Source organism: Winslowiella sp. 2C04 (assembly GCF_050037805.1).
Classification (GTDB): Bacteria; Pseudomonadota; Gammaproteobacteria; order Enterobacterales; family Enterobacteriaceae; genus Erwinia; species Erwinia toletana_A.
Genome location: NZ_CP188300.1, coordinates 4225751 through 4242821, shown reverse-complemented (window position 1 = coordinate 4242821; position 17071 = coordinate 4225751). Strand labels below are relative to the sequence as shown.

At 52.3% G+C, this 17071-nt stretch carries 24 protein-coding genes; 11 read left to right on the top strand and 13 right to left on the bottom strand.

What is annotated here, in order from left to right; all coding sequences use genetic code 11:
* Positions 1-19: 19 nt before the first annotated feature.
* Together elbB and mtgA are read left to right on the top strand one after the other, a co-directional pair.
* Positions 20-673, top strand: coding sequence for an isoprenoid biosynthesis glyoxalase ElbB (elbB, locus tag ACP3TC_RS19265; protein WP_313855323.1), 654 nt, complete (start codon positions 20-22; stop codon positions 671-673).
* Positions 670-1395 (top strand): monofunctional biosynthetic peptidoglycan transglycosylase, encoded by a 726-nt coding sequence (mtgA, locus tag ACP3TC_RS19260; protein WP_313855325.1) that lies wholly within the window; start codon positions 670-672, stop codon positions 1393-1395. The genes elbB and mtgA overlap by 4 nt, the downstream gene beginning before the upstream one ends.
* A 62-nt stretch (positions 1396-1457) precedes the next feature.
* On the opposite strand, the gene npr is transcribed toward mtgA, so the two are convergent.
* The 11 genes from npr to ACP3TC_RS19205 form a co-directional block, all read right to left on the bottom strand.
* A complete protein-coding gene (gene npr / locus ACP3TC_RS19255; RefSeq protein WP_052898258.1) occupies positions 1458-1730 on the bottom strand; it encodes a PTS phosphocarrier protein NPr in 273 nt (90 codons plus the stop codon).
* Positions 1727-2581, bottom strand: coding sequence for an RNase adapter RapZ (gene rapZ / locus ACP3TC_RS19250; RefSeq protein ID WP_313855326.1), 855 nt, complete (start codon positions 2579-2581; stop codon positions 1727-1729). Before rapZ ends, npr begins: the two co-directional genes overlap by 4 nt.
* 51 nt (positions 2582-2632) lie before the next feature.
* Entirely contained in the window at positions 2633-3106 is a 474-nt protein-coding gene (gene ptsN, locus ACP3TC_RS19245) for a PTS IIA-like nitrogen regulatory protein PtsN (RefSeq protein WP_313857565.1), read from the bottom strand.
* Positions 3107-3300: 194 nt separating this feature from the next.
* Positions 3301-3588, bottom strand: coding sequence for a ribosome hibernation promoting factor (hpf, locus tag ACP3TC_RS19240; RefSeq protein ID WP_313855328.1), 288 nt, complete (start codon positions 3586-3588; stop codon positions 3301-3303).
* A gap of 23 nt (positions 3589-3611) precedes the next feature.
* A complete protein-coding gene (gene rpoN, locus ACP3TC_RS19235; RefSeq protein ID WP_426817065.1) occupies positions 3612-5051 on the bottom strand; it encodes an RNA polymerase factor sigma-54 in 1440 nt (479 codons plus the stop codon).
* A gap of 48 nt (positions 5052-5099) precedes the next feature.
* On the bottom strand, positions 5100-5825 hold the full coding sequence (lptB, locus tag ACP3TC_RS19230; protein ID WP_313855330.1) for an LPS export ABC transporter ATP-binding protein: 726 nt from the start codon (positions 5823-5825) through the stop codon (positions 5100-5102).
* Between the two features lie 6 nt (positions 5826-5831).
* A complete protein-coding gene (gene lptA, locus ACP3TC_RS19225) occupies positions 5832-6386 on the bottom strand; it encodes a lipopolysaccharide ABC transporter substrate-binding protein LptA (protein WP_313855331.1) in 555 nt (184 codons plus the stop codon).
* Entirely contained in the window at positions 6358-6930 is a 573-nt protein-coding gene (gene lptC / locus ACP3TC_RS19220) for an LPS export ABC transporter periplasmic protein LptC (RefSeq protein ID WP_313855333.1), read from the bottom strand. Before lptC ends, lptA begins: the two co-directional genes overlap by 29 nt.
* Positions 6927-7493: a 3-deoxy-manno-octulosonate-8-phosphatase KdsC gene (kdsC, locus tag ACP3TC_RS19215; RefSeq protein WP_313855334.1), complete on the bottom strand. Its 567-nt coding sequence runs from the start codon at positions 7491-7493 to the stop codon at positions 6927-6929. The genes lptC and kdsC overlap by 4 nt, the downstream gene beginning before the upstream one ends.
* Before the next feature lie 17 nt (positions 7494-7510).
* Complete coding sequence (gene kdsD, locus ACP3TC_RS19210) at positions 7511-8497, bottom strand: arabinose-5-phosphate isomerase KdsD (RefSeq protein WP_313855337.1); 987 nt, start codon at positions 8495-8497, stop codon at positions 7511-7513.
* An 18-nt stretch (positions 8498-8515) separates the two neighbouring features.
* A complete protein-coding gene (locus tag ACP3TC_RS19205) occupies positions 8516-9493 on the bottom strand; it encodes a calcium/sodium antiporter (RefSeq protein ID WP_313855339.1) in 978 nt (325 codons plus the stop codon).
* Positions 9494-9765: 272 nt separating this feature from the next.
* Here ACP3TC_RS19205 and mlaF point away from each other — a divergent pair, with 272 nt between their 5' ends.
* The 7 genes from mlaF to murA all read left to right on the top strand — a co-directional run bounded on the left by mlaF (position 9766) and on the right by murA (position 14575).
* Complete coding sequence (gene mlaF, locus ACP3TC_RS19200) at positions 9766-10578, top strand: phospholipid ABC transporter ATP-binding protein MlaF (RefSeq protein ID WP_313855340.1); 813 nt, start codon at positions 9766-9768, stop codon at positions 10576-10578.
* Between the two features lie 7 nt (positions 10579-10585).
* Positions 10586-11368: a lipid asymmetry maintenance ABC transporter permease subunit MlaE gene (gene mlaE, locus ACP3TC_RS19195; protein WP_313855341.1), complete on the top strand. Its 783-nt coding sequence runs from the start codon at positions 10586-10588 to the stop codon at positions 11366-11368.
* Between the two features lie 4 nt (positions 11369-11372).
* On the top strand, positions 11373-11921 hold the full coding sequence (mlaD, locus tag ACP3TC_RS19190; protein ID WP_313855343.1) for an outer membrane lipid asymmetry maintenance protein MlaD: 549 nt from the start codon (positions 11373-11375) through the stop codon (positions 11919-11921).
* Positions 11922-11934: 13 nt separating this feature from the next.
* Positions 11935-12567 (top strand): phospholipid-binding protein MlaC, encoded by a 633-nt coding sequence (gene mlaC / locus ACP3TC_RS19185; RefSeq protein ID WP_313855344.1) that lies wholly within the window; start codon positions 11935-11937, stop codon positions 12565-12567.
* Positions 12567-12869, top strand: a complete 303-nt coding sequence (gene mlaB, locus ACP3TC_RS19180; RefSeq protein ID WP_313855345.1) for a lipid asymmetry maintenance protein MlaB — start codon at positions 12567-12569, stop codon at positions 12867-12869. Before mlaC ends, mlaB begins: the two co-directional genes overlap by 1 nt.
* Before the next feature lie 117 nt (positions 12870-12986).
* Positions 12987-13241, top strand: a complete 255-nt coding sequence (ibaG, locus tag ACP3TC_RS19175) for a BolA family iron metabolism protein IbaG (protein ID WP_017801452.1) — start codon at positions 12987-12989, stop codon at positions 13239-13241.
* A 74-nt stretch (positions 13242-13315) separates the two neighbouring features.
* Positions 13316-14575, top strand: coding sequence for a UDP-N-acetylglucosamine 1-carboxyvinyltransferase (murA, locus tag ACP3TC_RS19170; RefSeq protein ID WP_313855346.1), 1260 nt, complete (start codon positions 13316-13318; stop codon positions 14573-14575).
* Between the two features lie 57 nt (positions 14576-14632).
* Here murA and ACP3TC_RS19165 read toward each other — a convergent pair whose 3' ends face one another.
* A complete protein-coding gene (locus ACP3TC_RS19165) occupies positions 14633-14893 on the bottom strand; it encodes a helix-turn-helix domain-containing protein (protein WP_313855347.1) in 261 nt (86 codons plus the stop codon).
* A 230-nt stretch (positions 14894-15123) separates the two neighbouring features.
* The gene (gene ispB / locus ACP3TC_RS19160; protein ID WP_313855348.1) at positions 15124-16095 is read right to left on the bottom strand and encodes an octaprenyl diphosphate synthase; all 972 of its coding nucleotides are present in this window, start codon (positions 16093-16095) and stop codon (positions 15124-15126) included.
* 381 nt (positions 16096-16476) lie between these two features.
* Between ispB and rplU the strand changes: the two genes are divergently transcribed.
* Entirely contained in the window at positions 16477-16788 is a 312-nt protein-coding gene (gene rplU, locus ACP3TC_RS19155; protein WP_017801447.1) for a 50S ribosomal protein L21, read from the top strand.
* Between the two features lie 15 nt (positions 16789-16803).
* On the top strand, positions 16804-17061 hold the full coding sequence (gene rpmA / locus ACP3TC_RS19150) for a 50S ribosomal protein L27 (protein WP_313855350.1): 258 nt from the start codon (positions 16804-16806) through the stop codon (positions 17059-17061).
* Positions 17062-17071 lie beyond the last annotated feature (10 nt).

The window sequence follows — 17071 nt, the reverse complement described above, 5'->3', positions numbered from 1 at the left end:
TCAAGTAAGGAATTAATTTATGAAGTGTATTGGTGTGGTTTTAAGCGGTTGTGGCGTTTTTGATGGCAGTGAGATTTACGAAACCGTCTTAACTCTGTTGGCCATTGAGCGGGCCGGGGCGACGGCGATTTGCTTTGCGCCAGATAAACCGCAACTTCATGTAATTAATCATATTACTGGCGAGGAAATGCCGGAGTCACGTAACGTTTTAGTGGAATCTGCCCGAATTGTCAGAGGCAAAGTTTTACCTATTGATCAAGCTGATTCTTCGCAACTTGATGCACTGATCTTACCAGGTGGTTTCGGTGCGGCAAAGAACTTAAGCAGCTTTGCTCTCGCCGGTGCGGACTGCGTCATTGAGCCAAATTTGCAAAAGCTTACGCAGGAAATTCATAAGCAAAGCAAACCAATTGGCTGCATCTGTATCGCCCCGGCGATCCTGCCTTTGCTGATCGACGCACCGATTCGTCTCACCATTGGAACCGATTCCAATTACGCGGAAGTGATTGAAGCAATGGGAGGAATTCACGTTCCTTGCCCGGTCGATGACATTGTTGTTGATGAAGAACATAAAATTATTACTACTCCGGCATATATGTTGGCCAGCTCAATGGATGAAGCCGCCAGAGGAATCGATAAGCTGGTCAAACGCGTGGTGGAAATGATTGCATGAAAAAGCGTCGGGGAAAGTTGCTACAACGGCTGAAGATTTGGCTGTTACGCGCGGTGCTGGCAGTGGCCGCGGTGTGGGTTGCAGGTATTCTGCTGTTTGCTTTTCTGCCGGTTCCTTTCTCAGCGGTGATGGTTGAGCGGCAGCTGGGAGCCTGGTTGCAGGGCGATTTTACTTATGTTGCCCATTCCGACTGGGTGGGGATGGATGAAATTTCGCCATGGATGCCGCTGGCAGTGATGGCGGCGGAAGATCAAAAATTCCCGACCCACTGGGGATTCGATATGAATGCGATTGCCTCGGCGCTTGATCATAATGAGCGTTCGGGTCGGGTTCGGGGCGCATCAACTCTGAGCCAGCAAACTGCGAAAAACATGTTTCTCTGGGACGGACGTAGCTGGCTGCGTAAAGGACTGGAGGCCGGGCTGACGCTGGGAATTGAGGTGGTCTGGACCAAGCGCCGCATTCTGACGGTGTACCTTAACGTAGCGGAGTTTGGTGAGGGAATTTTCGGTGTCGAAGCCGCCGCGCAGCGCTATTTTCATAAACCGGCCAGCGCCCTGACGCAGTCAGAAGCAGCGTTGCTGGCGGCAGTACTGCCCAGCCCACTGCGTTTTAAGGCAGATGCGCCTTCAGGTTATGTACGGCAACGTCAGCAGTGGATAATGCGCCAGATGCGGCAGCTGGGTGGAGAAGGCTTCCTGCGCGAGCATAAACTGGATTGAGGATGAGGGTTCATTCTTGATAAGGGCGGCAAGAATGGAACGCCGCCCTTTGGATTTCGTGGTTAATCCTCGTCGAAACCGGCATTAAACAGGTCGATTACCGCCGATAATGCCTGTTCTTCCTCTGGCCCGCTGGCTTCAATTTCAATATGGCCGCCTTTAGCAGAATCCAGCATCAGCAGCGCAATCACGCTGCTGGCTTCGGCTTCAGTCCCGGCTTCATTACGCAGCAACACCTCAGCATCAAAACTCTGCACCAGCTCAAACAGCTTCATCGCCGGTCGCGCATGCATGCCAAGTTTGTTCTGAATTTCTACGGTCTGCTTGACGGTCATGATTTACGTTTTTCCAGCGTACGGTGACGCGATTGTACGTTTTTACCGCGTGAGCGGAAATAATCGGCCAGCTGTTCAGCAATATACACCGAGCGGTGCTTACCACCGGTACAACCGATTGCCACCGTCAGATAGCTGCGGTTATTGGTTTCCAGCATCGGCAACCATAACTCAAGGTAGCTGCGGGTCTGATAGATAAAGTTATGAACTTCAGTATGGCGATCGAGGAAGGCCGCTACCGGACGATCCAGACCGGTCATCGGACGCAGTTTCGGATCCCAGTGCGGGTTCGGCAGAAAGCGTACGTCGAAGACATAATCGGCATCGATCGGAATACCGTGTTTAAAGCCAAAGGATTCAAACACCATTGTCAGTTCACGCTCGCGTTTACCCAACAAGCGGGTGCGCAGCATCTCCGCCAGTTCGTGCACCGACATTTCAGAGGTGTCGATTATCAGGTCAGCACGTGAACGCAGCGGCTCCAGCAGGTCACTCTCTTCATCGATGGCGCTCTCCAGCGACAGGTTCTTGTTGGAGAGTGGATGAAGGCGTCGCGTGTCGCTGTAGCGGCGAATAAGCGTATTACGATCGGCGTCAAGAAACAGCAGCTGCGGCGAGAAGCTTGCCGGCAGGCTGGTCAACGCTTTCTCAAAAATCTCAGGCGACTCTGGCATGTTGCGCACGTCAATGCTGACCGCCGCAGACATGTTGCGATCGGCCAGTGAGTTCGCTAATTCAGGTAATAACACCACCGGCAGGTTATCAACACAGTAAAAACCCATGTCCTCCAGCGCGCGTAATGCAACAGATTTGCCCGAACCAGAACGACCGCTGACGATCATCAGCACCATTAAATATTCTCCCGATTTATACGACCGAACAGCCGTGCCAAAGTCTGGTAGTTATTCCTGACTCTCAGTAATGATTTCGTAAAGCTCTTCATCGCTCTGCGCTGAACGCAAACGGCGACAGATGGTTTTATCCGCCAGTCGTTTTGCCACCAGAGAGAGCGTGTGCAAATGTGTTTTGCACTGGTCGGCTGGAACAAGCAGGGCGAACAGCAGATCCACTGGCTGATTATCAATGGCATCAAAAGCGATAGGCTGGTCAAGACGGACAAACACGCCAACGGCGCGCAATGTATCCTCTTCCAGTTTACCGTGCGGAATGGCGATACCGTTTCCGATACCGGTACTGCCCATCCGCTCACGGGTCAGAATCGCTTCGAAGATAGTCTGGTGCGGAAGATTAAGCTGCTTCGCTGCTAATTCGCTGATAATTTCCAGCGCCCGCTTTTTGCTCTGGCAGTGTACGCCGCTTCGGGTACAGTCAACGCTGAGTACAGAGCTTAATTCCAGTGTTAGATCATTGTTCATCATAGTTTCACTTACGTGTTCACTTATGCTGGCTCATCGGTTTACTTTACTCGCCCTTCGGTGAGAAAAGCAGCAAATATTGACAGCAAACTGCGGTATCAGCTGCGGGCCGCTGGCACAGAGCAGATGCTGTGCCATATCAAACGGGGCGAATAAATTCGCCCCCGGCCTGCTCCCGATGACGCAGGGTGAATTTAGTGTTGTTTTAACTTGTCTTTATGTTTAGTTAACTGGCGCGCGAGTTTATCAATTAACCCATCAATCGCCGCGTACATATCCACCGCTTCCGAGGTTGCGTGCAACTCGCCTCCGTTCACATGCAGCGTTGCGTCAGCCACCTGAGTGACTTTCTCCACTTTCAGAACAATATAAACCTGATTTATCTGGCTGAAATACTGTTCCAGTTTGGCAAATTTGCTGTTGACGAAATCACGTAATGGATCAGTAATTTCAACATGTTGCCCTGTGATATTTAGCTGCATAGTGTCTTCCTTCTCAGTTCAGATCAAACCAGCTGTTTACGCTGGTTCGATGGCGGGATGGATAAAGACTCTCGGTACTTTGCCACAGTTCGACGCGCTACCATGATGCCTTGATCTGATAGCATAGTCGTTAACTTACTGTCGCTCAGCGGTTTGGCGGGATTTTCCGCCGAGATAAGTTTCTTCACCAGCGCGCGAATAGCGGTGGAGGAGGCTTCGCCGCCACCTTCAGTATTGACGTGGCTGGAAAAGAAATACTTAAGCTCAAAAATTCCACGCGGGCTGTGCAGATACTTTTGCGTTGTCACGCGGGAAATGGTTGATTCGTGCATATCGACGGCAGAGGCGATATCTGCCAGTACCATCGGCCGCATAAATTCTTCGCCCTGCTCGAAAAAAGCCTGCTGCTGCTCAACGATACAGCGTGTCACCTTCAATAGCGTGTCATTGCGGCTTTCCAGGCTTTTAATCAGCCACTTCGCTTCCTGCAGGTTACTGCGGATAAACTGGTTGTCGCTGTCGTTACGGGTGCTGCCGCCCAGTGAGGCATAGTGCTGATTGATTTTAAGCCGCGGGACGCTTTCCGCATTCAGCTCGACGGCCCAGCGGCTGCCAATTTTGCGCACCAGCACGTCGGGAATCACATATTCAGGTTCACTGGTGTTGATCGACTGACCGGGGCGAGGATCGAGTGACTGGATCAGTAACATCGCGCCTTTCAGCACCTCTTCCTTCAGGCGGGTAACGCGCATCAGGCTGCGGAAATCATGGTTAGCCAGCAGATCAAGATGCTCACTGACGATCAACCGTGCCTCTTTCAGCCACGGGGTTTCCGCCTGATACTGTGAGAGTTGCACCAGTAAACAATCGCGCAGATCGCGGGCACCGACGCCGATCGGATCAAAGCGCTGAATGCGTTTCAGCACCGCTTCCACTTCGTCCATCGCCAGATCGTCGTTACCCATACTGTCATGGATATCTGCTAAAGGAACCGTGAGGTAACCCATGTCGTCAATGGCATCGACGATCGAGGTGGCGATAGCGCGGTCAGTATCGGTAAAAGGCGTCAGTTCGACTTGCCACATCAGGTAGTCTTGCAGAGACTGGGTGGTTTCGCCCTGATAAATCGGCAGTTCATCATCATGATAATCAGTACCGGTGCCGGAAGGGGTGCCGGCAGTGTAAATTTCATCCCAGGTTGCATCCAGCGGAAGTTCTTCCGGCATATCCTTTTGTTCAAGTGCTTCACGGGTATCAAGAGCTTCGTTCTCGTTCTCCTGATACTCGCGGGCGTCTATCTCTTCATGGATGTCGGTTTGCTCCAGCAGTGGGTTGCTTTCCAGTGCCAGTTGTATCTCCTGCTGAAGTTCAAGCGTAGAGAGTTGCAGCAAACGAATGGCCTGCTGTAATTGCGGCGTCATCGCGAGCTGTTGGCTAAACCTGAGTTGCAAACCTTGCTTCATATTCAGGATACAAATTCCCAAGAAATCATGCGTGAAACAAACACCATATCAGAGTCTGAACTCTTCACCCAAATAGACACGCTTAACTTGTTCATCGGCCAGCACTTCTTCTGGCGTACCGTGGGCAATCAAATGGCCCTGGCTGACGATATACGCCCGCTCACAGACCGCCAGTGTCTCACGCACGTTGTGGTCGGTAATCAGCACGCCGAGGCCGCTGTCGCGCAGGTGTTCGATGATTTTCTTAATATCAATTACCGAGATCGGGTCAACACCGGCGAAGGGTTCATCCAGCAGGATAAATTTCGGATTAGCAGCCAGTGCACGGGCAATCTCAACGCGACGGCGTTCACCACCGGAAAGAGACTGACCAAGACTGTCGCGCAGATGTTCAATATGGAACTCTTCCATCAGCTCTTTTGCGCGATCTTCACGCTGCTCGGTGGTCAGATCATCACGGATCTGCAGCACCGCCATCAGGTTGTCATAGACGCTGAGACGGCGGAAGATCGAAGCTTCCTGCGGCAGATAACCGATACCACGGCGCGCCCGCGCGTGCAGCGGCAGAATACTGATATCTTCATCGTCGATCACAATGCGACCGGCATCACGCGGAACAATGCCGACCACCATGTAAAACGTGGTGGTCTTACCGGCTCCGTTTGGCCCCAGCAGACCGACGATCTCGCCAGATTTAACTTCCAGACTGACATCTTCCACCACTCGACGGCCTTTGTAAGCCTTCGCCAGGTTTTCAGCGATTAAGGTTGCCATAGCGAATTAGTTTCTCTTTTTCTGATCGTTGGACTGGGTACCTTTGTCCTGCAACTGCGACGGTACCAGCACGGTGGTGACACGTTTGCCGCTGTTGCCAAAGGCCTGCATCTTCTGCTCTTTCACCAGATAGGTGATGCGATCGCCTTTCACATTGCTGTCGAGCTGCTCGAGGTAAGCATTGCCGGTCAGCTCAATGAAATCTTTCGCCAGTTCATAGCGCATTTTCTGCGCGTGGCCTCTTACTGGCTTGCCGTTATCCTGCATCTGGTAAAAGGTGGCCGGATTGCCCCAGGCATCAACCACCGTTTTACTGCTGTCGCCGCCAGGACGCGTAACCACCACCTTATCAGCGGTAATTTTAATCGAGCCCTGAGTGACGATGACATTACCGGTAAAGGTCGCCACATTGCCCTGCATATCCAGCGACTGGTTTTCCGAGTCGATATTAACGGGCTTTTCCGAGTCACCGGTCAGAGCGAAAGCCGGCAGGCTGGTGGCGAACAGCGCGCCAATCAGCAGAAGTTTAAGGCTATGGTTGTTGTGCATTTTGAATTTCATAAGAGGTTTTGACCTTTTCAAGCAACTCGGCAGTTTTCGTCCGTAAATTTCCACGCATCTTCATACCGGTAGAGTTAAAGCTGCGGCCATAAATTGTGACCTGATCGTCTGACGTCACGTCCTGCGTAATCAGGTTAACCTGAGCATTATCGGTTTTGATACGCTCCAGCTGAGAATCTGGTGTGAGGCTATTGACTTCGACATGACCATACAGAAAGAGTTTACGATCTTTCGTTAATTTGGCCTTATCCGAGCGCACCGACCAGGTGGGAACTTTGTTTTCGTCGTAGGTGGTCATGATCGGATTATCGAACCAGCTGACCTCTTCCTCCTGGAAGTAAGTCACTTTATCGGAGACCAGTTTATAGCTTAGTGCGCCCAGTGGGTTATAAACCACGGTACTGGAATTGGCACTGGTATAGGTCGGTTGCTGATTGTTGGTGGCGAGCGGCCCCTGATTGTCATCATTGGTCAGGCTCCAGCCCACCAGAATAATGGCAATCACTGCCAGCACTAGCGTAATCCAACGCCTGGTTTTACTCATACAGATTGCCCTTTGGCATCATCAAACTTATCCTGCGCGATCAGTATCAGATCGCAGATTTCGCGAACGGCGCCGCGCCCCCCCGCAATACGGGTGACATAATCCGCCCGTGGTAGCAGTACCGGATGCGCATCGGCGACGGCGACGCTTAATCCCACTTTTGCCATCACTGGCCAGTCAATTAAATCATCACCGATATAGGCGACCTGCTCCGGGCTGAGTGACAGTTTATCCAGAAGTTCGCCGAAGGCCAAAAGCTTATCCGACTGTCCCTGATAAAGATGCTGAATTCCTAACGTTTTGCAGCGATCTTCCAGCAGTCTGGCGTTACGGCCGGTTATAATAGCCACTTCTACCGATGAGGTCAGCAGACAGCGAATACCATAGCCATCGCGCACGTTAAACGCTTTCAGCTCTTCGCCGGAATTGCCCATATAAATCACGCCGTCGGACATCACGCCGTCGACATCGCAAATTAACAGGCGGATCTGTTTGGCTCGCGCCATCACCTGATGGCTGACGGCACCGTAGCAGGTGTCAACCACTGCCTCTGTCTGGCTCATTGTAACTGGTTTCCTTTTCAGACTACGCCTGCGCGCAGCATGTCATGCATATGTACCACACCCAGCAACTGGTCGCCATCGGCAACCATGACGGCGGTAATATGTTTCGTTTGCATCAGGTTCAGCGCATCGACCGCCAGCATGGCAGGACGAACGCGAATGCCGCCCGGTGTCATCACGCTGGCGATCGAGGCATGTTGAAAGTCGATCCCCATATCAAACACCCGGCGTAAGTCACCGTCGGTGAAAACCCCTTCAATTTTCATCAGGTCGTTGACGATGACCGTCATACCCAGATTTTTACGGGTGATCTCCAGCAGCGCATCGCGCAGTGAAGCGTCTTTACTGACATGAGGGATTTCATCACCGTGGTGCATGATATCACTGACTCGCAGTAATAATTTACGGCCCAGCGCGCCACCCGGGTGAGAAAGCGCAAAATCTTCCGCGGTAAAGCCGCGTGCTTTCAGCAGCGCCACCGCCAGCGCATCGCCCATCACCAGCGCCGCAGTGGTACTGGAGGTCGGTGCCAGGCCGAGCGGGCAGGCTTCCTGTGGCACTTTGACGCACAGATGAATATCGGCGGCACGTCCCATGGTGCTGTCCGGGCGGCTGGTCAGGCAAATCAGCGAAACCTGCAGCCGTTTCAGTACCGGGATCAGCGCAAGGATTTCACCGGACTCGCCGGAGTTAGAAATCGCAATCACGATATCACTGGCGGTGACCATACCGAGATCGCCGTGGCTGGCTTCACCGGGATGAACAAAAAACGCCGGCGTACCGGTGCTGGCAAACGTAGCGGCCATTTTTTTGCCAATATGGCCTGACTTGCCCATTCCCATCACAATGACTTTGCCCTGGCAGTAAAACATCTTTTCACAGGCGCGGCTAAAGTCGTCGTTAATATACTGATCGAGCTCTTCGAGCCCCAGACGTTCGATGCGTAAAACATCTTTTCCCGCCTGCTGAAAATCAAAACCGGGTTCAAGGTTGATGTGAGACATGGTTTTCAGTCCTTTCAATCAGATTGAGCTGTTCGGAAGCAGATAAAGCGTGGCCACCCAGCCAATAAAGCCGCACAGTAGCAGTGTGCCGGCCACGCGTCCGATACGACGACTGCGCTGCAGGCAGATTAGCGTAAACAGCGCGCTGACGCCCAGCATCACCCAGTAGTCGCGCGCAAACGCGCTGGCATCGATGGTGCCGGGATAAATTAACGCCGGAATACCGAGCACGATGGCAATATTATAAATGTTCGAGCCAATCAGGTTACCAATGGCGATATCATCTTCACCTTTCAACGCCCCGGCAATCACCGTGGCCAGCTCCGGCAAGCTGGTACCGACCGAGATAATAGTCAGGCCAATCACCAGCTCACTGACGCCGAAGTAATCGGCAATCAGCGTCGCGTTATCAATCACCATCCGGGTGGACATCGGTAGCATAATCAAGGCCACTGCCAGCCAGAGAAAGGCGACGGTGTTACCGGCGTCATCACGTGGCAACTCCGCCAGCTGCTCGCGGGTCAGCGTATCGTTATTATCGCGTTCCGCACGGCGGGCAATTTTGATAATAAACGCCAGATAAATCGCGGCGATAGCAATCAGCGCAACGCCGTCGAGGCGGCTTAGCTGGTTATCAAACAGCATAAAGCCGCACAGCAACGTGACCAGCAGCATCAGCGGCAATTCGCGCCGTACCAGATTAGAGTGTACCGTTAATGGATGAAGTAATGCCGCGCCGCCTAAGATCAGCAAAATATTAGTAATGTTCGAGCCCATGGCGGTGCCGACGGCGATATCCATCTGGCCATGCGCTGCGGCAGAGAAAGAAACAATCAGTTCGGGTAGAGAGGTGCCGATACCAACCACCGTCATACCGATAATTAGCGGTGGAATTCCTGACGAGCGACATAAAATAGCGGCACTGAAAACCAGACGATCTGCACCATAGACCAGTAAAATTAAACCGATAACTAAGAGTGCTGTAGCTAAAAGCATGAAAAGTCCTTTGATCGGATATAATCGTCGGTTTGCCTGATTCGACGTTAGGGCGGTAAAAACGGAGATATGACGGTGATTTTGACGGGGTGTGAGCCAAAAGTAAAACTAAGGCTGCCTCCGGAAGGGGGCAAATATCGATTATTGTTGGTAACCAATGCCAGTTATTGCCACACCTTCGCAGTAAGTTTCTGTAAAAGTGTCCGCTGTCGCCTGCACCAGGCTACCATAGGCGGTAAATTATCTGCCTGAATATTTGGGAAGGGTTAACGATGAGCCAGACGGCAACGAATCTGGTCGATGTGCGCGGAGTCAGTTTTTCGCGTGGCAATCGGCCTATTTTCGACAACATCTCGCTGACGGTGCCAAAAGGGAAAGTGACCGCAATTATGGGTCCTTCAGGCATTGGTAAGACCACGCTGCTGCGATTGATTGGCGGGCAGCTGCAACCTGATGCCGGTGAAATCTGGTTTAATGGCGAGAATATACCGGCACTTTCGCGCTCGGGCCTGTATGAAGCGCGTAAAAAGATGAGCATGCTGTTTCAGTCCGGAGCGCTGTTTACTGACTTAACGGTCTATGAAAATGTCGCCTGGCCGTTGCGTGAGCATACCCGCTTGCCGAAGCCGTTGCTGCACAGCACGGTAATGATGAAACTGGAAGCGGTCGGACTGCGCGGCGCAGCTTATCTGAAGCCCTCGGAGCTTTCCGGCGGGATGGCGCGTCGTGCTGCGCTGGCGCGCGCCATTGCGCTTGAGCCAGAACTGATTATGTTTGACGAGCCGTTTGTGGGTCAGGATCCGATAACCATGGGGGTATTGGTAAAACTGATCGATGAACTTAACCACTCGCTGGGCGTGACCTGCATTGTGGTTTCACATGATGTGCCAGAGGTATTGAGCATTGCCGATTACGCCTATATTGTTGCGGGGCAAAAAATTATTGCGCAGGGCACCACCCACCAGCTGAATGAAAATAAAGATGCGCGGGTGCGGCAGTTTATCGATGGCATTGCTGATGGACCGGTGCCTTTCCGTTTTCCCGCAGGGGATTACCTTACCGATTTAACCGGTTCAGGGAGCTAATCAACCGATGCTATTACGTGCGCTGGCATCTCTCGGGCGACGGGGAATTAATACATTCGCTTCCTTTGGTCGTGCCGGGCTGATGTTGTTTCATGCCCTCGCGGGTAAACCTGAATTTCGTAAACATGCGCCGCTACTGATCAAACAGCTGTACAGCGTTGGCGTGTTGTCGCTATTGATTATTGTGGTTTCAGGTCTGTTTATCGGCATGGTACTGGGGTTACAGGGCTATCTGGTTCTTACTACTTACAGTGCAGAGAGCAGTCTTGGCATGCTGGTGGCATTGTCATTGCTGCGCGAACTGGGGCCGGTGGTGACCGCGCTGCTGTTTGCCGGCCGGGCAGGTTCAGCACTGACTGCTGAAATCGGCCTGATGAAAGCGACAGAGCAGCTCTCCAGTATGGAGATGATGGCGGTCGATCCACTGCGCCGGGTGATTTCCCCACGCTTTTGGGCCGGTTTTATCAGTATGCCGCTGCTGGCGCTGATTTTTACCGCCGTTGGCATCTGGGGCGGTTCACTGGTCGGCGTAAACTGGAAAGGGATCGACAGCGGTTTCTTCTGGTCTGCGATGCAAAACGCGGTCGATCTCCGCATGGATATCATCAACTGTGTGATTAAGAGCGCGGTATTTGCCCTTACGGTGATGTGGATCGCGCTGTTTAACGGTTACGACGCTATTCCGACTTCGGAAGGAATCAGTCGGGCGACGACGCGCACTGTGGTGCATTCATCACTGGCGGTGCTCGGTATAGATTTTGTGCTCACGGCACTGATGTTTGGGAACTGATTCAATGCAAACCAAGAAAAGTGAAATTTGGGTAGGCGTATTTATGCTGCTGGCGCTGGGTGCAATAGTGTTTTTATGCCTGCGCGTGGCCGATGTTAAGTCGCTCGGCACTCAGCCGACCTGGACGCTATATGCTACCTTTGACAATATTGGCGGCCTGAAAAGCAGCTCACCGGTAAAAATTGGTGGTGTGGTAATCGGGCGTGTCACCGATATCTCTCTCGACCCGAAAAACTACTCGCCGCGTGTAACGATGGCCATTGAAGACCAATACAAAGAGATTCCTGATACCAGCTCGCTGGCGATTCGTACCTCCGGCCTGTTAGGTGAGCAATTCCTGGCGCTTAATGTCGGCTTTGACGACCCGGAAATGGGCACCGCGATACTGAAGGATGGCGATACTTTGCATGATACCAAATCCGCGATGGTGCTGGAGGATCTGATCGGTCAGTTCCTGTATAAGAGCGGCGACGGCAGCGATACCAAACAGCAAGAGCAGGATGCCCCGGCAACGGGTGCGGCACCGGCTTCTGCGGCACCTGAACAACCATAAGAGGTAATAACGCATGTTTAAACGTTTACTGATGGTCGCGATGCTGGCCATCGTGCCAATGGCGGCGAGCGCTGTCGATCAAAGCAACCCTTACAAACTGATGAACGAAGCGGCGGATAAAACCTTTACCCGCCTGAAAAATGAACAGTCGAAAATCAGGCAAAATCCTGACTATCTGCGTCAGGTGGTACGTGAAGAGCTGCTGCCGTACGTGCAGATTAAATATGCTGGTGCGCTGGTACTGGGCCGTTATTACAAAGATTCTACTCCAGCGCAGCGCGATGCTTACTTCAAAGCGTTTGGCGCTTACCTTGAGCAGGCTTACGGCCAGGCACTGGCGTTGTATAATGGTCAGACTTACCAGGTCGCGCCTGAGCAGCCGCTGGGGGATGCCAACATCATCGCCATTCGCGTGACAATCGTTGATCCTAATGGCCGCCCGCCGGTACGTCTCGATTTCCAGTGGCGTAAGAACAGCCGCACTGGCGACTGGCAGGCGTATGATATGATTGCCGAAGGCATCAGCATGATCACTACCAAGCAGAATGAGTGGAGTGATACTCTGCGCCAGAAAGGCATTGATGGCCTGACTGAGCAGCTGAAATCATTTGCGGCGCAACCGATCAAACTGGATCAGCAAAAGTAATGGCAGAACAACTCAGTTGGCAGGTTGAGGCGTCAACGCTGCATCTGCGGGGTGAACTCGATCGTGAAACGTTGCTGTCACTTTGGCAGCAGCGTGAAACCATGATGAAACAGATCGATACAATCGATGTATCGGCGCTGGACAGAGTCGACTCTGCTGGCCTGGCGCTGCTGGTTCATCTGCGTCAGATTCTGCAACAGCAGGGTAAGAACCCGCTATTTACCGGCGTCACCGATAAATTAAGCTCGCTGATTACCCTGTATAACTTGCAGCAAATCATTGTTTCCTCGACTGAGTCTTAACGCTCAGCCGGCCAGCATGCAAAGCCCCTGCATTTTCAGGGGCTTTTTGCTTGTTTAAGATAAATTCCGTTTCCACTACTATGTCACCCTGTTTATTATCAACCGAATTAGAGCATCATGGAAAATAGTGAAATTCAGTCCGTGCTGATGAGCGCGTTACCGTTAGAAGAAGTTCATGTCACGGGTGATGGCAGCCATTTTCAGGTGGTTGCTGTTGGCGAGATGTTTGCTGAACTGAGCCGGGTGAAAAAGCAGCAGGCGGTGTATGCTCCGCTGATGGAATACATCGCGGACAATCGCATTCACGCGGTTTCAATCAAGACCTATACGCCTGCAGAGTGGGCGCGCGACCGTAAGCTAAACGGTTTTTAAGCTGATTCAGCGTAGCTTCATGGTGAAGCTGGCGGACAGCCTGTTTAAGTTTCTGATAACAGAGAGCAGTTGCAATGGATAAATTTCGTGTACAGGGTCCGACCCGGCTAAGTGGTGAAGTGACTATTTCCGGAGCCAAAAATGCCGCGCTGCCGATCCTGTTCGCCGCTCTGCTGGCGGAAGAGCCGGTTGAGATTCAGAATGTCCCGAAACTTAAGGACATCGATACCACCATGAAGCTGCTCAGTCAGCTTGGCGTAAAAGCAGAACGTAATGGTTCAGTTCATCTGGATGCCAGCGACGTCAATATTTACTGCGCTCCTTACGACCTGGTGAAAACCATGCGTGCATCCATCTGGGCGTTAGGTCCGCTGGTGGCGCGTTTCGGTCAGGGCCAGGTTTCGCTGCCAGGCGGCTGCGCCATTGGCGCACGTCCGGTTGACTTGCATATCTCTGGTCTGGAGCAGCTGGGTGCCGAAATCAAACTGGAAGAGGGCTACGTCAAGGCTTCTGTCGATGGCCGCCTGAAGGGCGCGAATATCGTCATGGATAAAGTCAGCGTTGGCGCGACGGTCACCATTATGAGCGCAGCAACGCTGGCGACCGGTACGACGGTGATTGAAAATGCCGCGCGCGAGCCAGAAATTGTCGACACCGCGAACTTCCTCAATACGCTGGGTGCAAAAATCACCGGCGCAGGTAGCGATCGTATTACCATTGAAGGCGTTGAGCGCCTGGGTGGCGGTGTTTACCGTGTGCTGCCCGATCGCATTGAAACCGGCACCTTCCTGGTTGCGGCGGCGATTTCTCGTGGCAAAGTGATTTGCCACAATGCGCAGCCTGATACGCTGGATGCGGTACTGGCTAAACTGCGTGAAGCAGGCGCTGATATCGAAACCGGTGAAGACTGGATCAGCCTTGATATGCACGGCGAACGCCCGAAAGCGGTGAACTTCCGTACTGCGCCGCATCCAGGCTTCCCGACCGATATGCAGGCACAGTTTACCTTGCTGAACCTGGTGGCTGAAGGTACCGGTATCATTACCGAAACTATCTTCGAAAACCGCTTTATGCACGTGCCTGAGCTGATTCGTATGGGCGCACATGCAGAAATCGAAAGTAACACGGTGATTTGCCACGGCACTGAGACCCTGTCAGGTGCTCAGGTGATGGCGACCGATTTACGCGCTTCTGCCAGTCTGGTACTGGCAGGCTGTATTGCTGAAGGTACTACCATCGTCGATCGTATTTACCATATCGATCGTGGCTATGAGCATATCGAAGATAAGCTGATGGCGATGGGAGCGAATATTCAACGCGTTAGCGGCGAATAATTCACTGCCAGCAGCAGGCAATAACTCTCTGGGCCGACAACATGTCGGCCCATTTTTTCAGGTGCGCATAAGTTTTTTGCGGTCAATCAGCTGCTGGGTGACCTTATCGTAATAGCGGCTGGGCCAAATAACTGCCGGATGTATGGCAATCGCCTCGGCAATTAACCATTCACCTTTTGGCCATGGACGTGTGAGCGCATTGGCTAATGTCGACGAGCTCAATCCTGCCTGACGGGAAACGGCCGCCAGCGATGTACCACGCTTGCGTAATGCGGCAATAATATCTGCCGGATGCCAGTCCTTATTCCTTGCATACATAATCCTTCCTCCTTGAGAAACTCTTCCGGTCAAATCAGGCGATCACCTGAGGGTTATTACCGGATAATTTATAACAATTATTTTCCATAAAGCTCCAGTAATTTTTCGTAAAGGAGACGATTTTGTGTAGGGGCGCGCAGAAGGGGTGTAACGGGTTGCAACAACAAAAACAGCGGGATAAGCGATCGGCGAAGGAGGGAAGGGGAACGCGCAGGCGTTCCCCGGAAACATCAGAATTCGCGCTGTACCGACATATGGGCCAGAGCCTCAAGCGCGCTGCGCCACGGTGATTCTGGCAGAGCCTGCAGTGCGGAAATGGCTTTATCCGCTTCCTGTTCGGCGCGCGCGCGCGTCCACTCAAGTGAGCCGTGCTGGCGCATGGTTTCCAGAACGGGTTCCAGTAAATGACGACCGTTACCCTCTTCGATAGCTTTACGAATCATCGCGGCTTGCTCAGCATTGCCGTGTTGCATGGCATGCAATAACGGTAACGTGGGTTTACCTTCGCTCAGATCGTCGCCGACATTTTTGCCTAAGGTTTGACCATCAGCGCTGTAATCCAGCAGATCGTCAATCAGCTGAAACGCGGTGCCAATATAGCGACCATAGTCCTGCAACGCTTTTTCCTGCGCATCGCTCGCATCGGCGAGGATCGCCGATGATTGCGCCGCAGCTTCGAATAAGCGCGCCGTTTTGCTGTAAATCACCCGCATATAACTCTCTTCAGTAATATCCGGATCGTTACAGTTCATCAGCTGTAGCACTTCGCCTTCAGCAATTACGTTCACCGCTTCTGACATCAGGGCCAGTACCCGCAGTGAGCCGAGGCTGGTCATCATCTGAAATGCACGGGTATAAATAAAATCGCCGACCAACACGCTGGCCGCGTTACCAAAAGCGGCATTGGCGGTGGCCTTACCCCTGCGCATGTCCGACTCGTCCACCACATCATCATGCAGCAGCGTGGCGGTATGGATAAATTCGATCAGCGCTGCCACGGTGACGTGCTGCTTGCCGCTATAGTTCACAGCACGTGCAGCGAGCACCGCAATCATCGGACGAATACGTTTGCCCCCTCCGCTGATAATGTAATATCCCAACTGATTGATGAGAGAAACATCTGAATTCAGTTGCTCGAGGATTGTCTCGTTGACGGCCGCCATATCCTGCGCGGTTAATTCATTTATCTGTTCTAAGTTCATCAGTCTGTTCAGCTATCGCTCTGTTCACTGCTATCCCCATCCTGCTCTAAGCTGCCCGGTATTGGCTACACCAGCTCACCCGGTTCACAGCGTTATCGCTGCTATCGGGGGGTTGCGGATGGGCCGTAGTCCTGCAACTCAAATTATTTTGGGTTATGATAAGCGCCTTATTCGTGCTCGCGGCAAGTAATGTATTACAGATTGTACTTGAAAAACGAGGCGGATGAACGCCAACAATCATGCTGCGTTTTTTTTCTGCAATCCTTTGCATTGGACTCTTGTCAACGCGAGGGAATTTGCGTAGAATTCGCGCCCTATTGTGAATATTTATAGCGCCGCCTGAAAATTAAAAGAAGGCATGCGCGGAAAGCGGAGTTTTATATGTACGCGGTTTTCCAAAGTGGTGGTAAACAACACCGAGTTAGCGAAGGTCAGACCGTTCGCCTGGAAAAGCTGGACATCGCAACCGGCGAAACCATTGAGTTCGATCAGGTTCTGATGATTGCAAACGGCGAAGACGTTCAGATCGGCGCACCATTAGTTTCTGGCGGCCTGATTAAAGCAGAAATCGTTGCTCACGGTCGTGGCGAGAAAATTAAGATTGTTAAGTTTCGTCGTCGTAAACACCACCGTAAGCAGCAAGGCCACCGTCAGTGGTTCACTGATGTGAAAATCACTGGCATCAGCGCCTAAGAGGAGATCTGACAAATGGCACACAAAAAGGCTGGCGGCTCTACTCGTAACGGTCGCGATTCCAATGCAAAACGCCTCGGCGTTAAGCGTTTCGGTGGTGAATCAGTTCTGGCTGGTAGCATCATCGTTCGTCAGCGTGGCACCAAATTCCATGCAGGCACCAACGTAGGTTGTGGTCGTGACCACACCCTGTTTGCAACTGCAGACGGCAAAGTCAAATTCGAAATTAAAGGCCCGAACAACCGTAAATACATCAGCATCGTTGCTGAGTAAGGTTTTCGAG

Coding starts and splice junctions, on each gene's coding strand:
- elbB (WP_313855323.1), top strand. CDS start 20: ATGAAGTGTATTGGTGTGGTTTTAAGCGGTTGTGGCGTTTTTGATGGC.
- mtgA (WP_313855325.1), top strand. CDS start 670: ATGAAAAAGCGTCGGGGAAAGTTGCTACAACGGCTGAAGATTTGGCTG.
- npr (WP_052898258.1), bottom strand. CDS start 1,730: ATGACCGTCAAGCAGACCGTAGAAATTCAGAACAAACTTGGCATGCAT.
- rapZ (WP_313855326.1), bottom strand. CDS start 2,581: ATGGTGCTGATGATCGTCAGCGGTCGTTCTGGTTCGGGCAAATCTGTT.
- ptsN (WP_313857565.1), bottom strand. CDS start 3,106: ATGAACAATGATCTAACACTGGAATTAAGCTCTGTACTCAGCGTTGAC.
- hpf (WP_313855328.1), bottom strand. CDS start 3,588: ATGCAGCTAAATATCACAGGGCAACATGTTGAAATTACTGATCCATTA.
- rpoN (WP_426817065.1), bottom strand. CDS start 5,051: ATGAAGCAAGGTTTGCAACTCAGGTTTAGCCAACAGCTCGCGATGACG.
- lptB (WP_313855330.1), bottom strand. CDS start 5,825: ATGGCAACCTTAATCGCTGAAAACCTGGCGAAGGCTTACAAAGGCCGT.
- lptA (WP_313855331.1), bottom strand. CDS start 6,386: ATGAAATTCAAAATGCACAACAACCATAGCCTTAAACTTCTGCTGATT.
- lptC (WP_313855333.1), bottom strand. CDS start 6,930: ATGAGTAAAACCAGGCGTTGGATTACGCTAGTGCTGGCAGTGATTGCC.
- kdsC (WP_313855334.1), bottom strand. CDS start 7,493: ATGAGCCAGACAGAGGCAGTGGTTGACACCTGCTACGGTGCCGTCAGC.
- kdsD (WP_313855337.1), bottom strand. CDS start 8,497: ATGTCTCACATCAACCTTGAACCCGGTTTTGATTTTCAGCAGGCGGGA.
- ACP3TC_RS19205 (WP_313855339.1), bottom strand. CDS start 9,493: ATGCTTTTAGCTACAGCACTCTTAGTTATCGGTTTAATTTTACTGGTC.
- mlaF (WP_313855340.1), top strand. CDS start 9,766: ATGAGCCAGACGGCAACGAATCTGGTCGATGTGCGCGGAGTCAGTTTT.
- mlaE (WP_313855341.1), top strand. CDS start 10,586: ATGCTATTACGTGCGCTGGCATCTCTCGGGCGACGGGGAATTAATACA.
- mlaD (WP_313855343.1), top strand. CDS start 11,373: ATGCAAACCAAGAAAAGTGAAATTTGGGTAGGCGTATTTATGCTGCTG.
- mlaC (WP_313855344.1), top strand. CDS start 11,935: ATGTTTAAACGTTTACTGATGGTCGCGATGCTGGCCATCGTGCCAATG.
- mlaB (WP_313855345.1), top strand. CDS start 12,567: ATGGCAGAACAACTCAGTTGGCAGGTTGAGGCGTCAACGCTGCATCTG.
- ibaG (WP_017801452.1), top strand. CDS start 12,987: ATGGAAAATAGTGAAATTCAGTCCGTGCTGATGAGCGCGTTACCGTTA.
- murA (WP_313855346.1), top strand. CDS start 13,316: ATGGATAAATTTCGTGTACAGGGTCCGACCCGGCTAAGTGGTGAAGTG.
- ACP3TC_RS19165 (WP_313855347.1), bottom strand. CDS start 14,893: ATGTATGCAAGGAATAAGGACTGGCATCCGGCAGATATTATTGCCGCA.
- ispB (WP_313855348.1), bottom strand. CDS start 16,095: ATGAACTTAGAACAGATAAATGAATTAACCGCGCAGGATATGGCGGCC.
- rplU (WP_017801447.1), top strand. CDS start 16,477: ATGTACGCGGTTTTCCAAAGTGGTGGTAAACAACACCGAGTTAGCGAA.
- rpmA (WP_313855350.1), top strand. CDS start 16,804: ATGGCACACAAAAAGGCTGGCGGCTCTACTCGTAACGGTCGCGATTCC.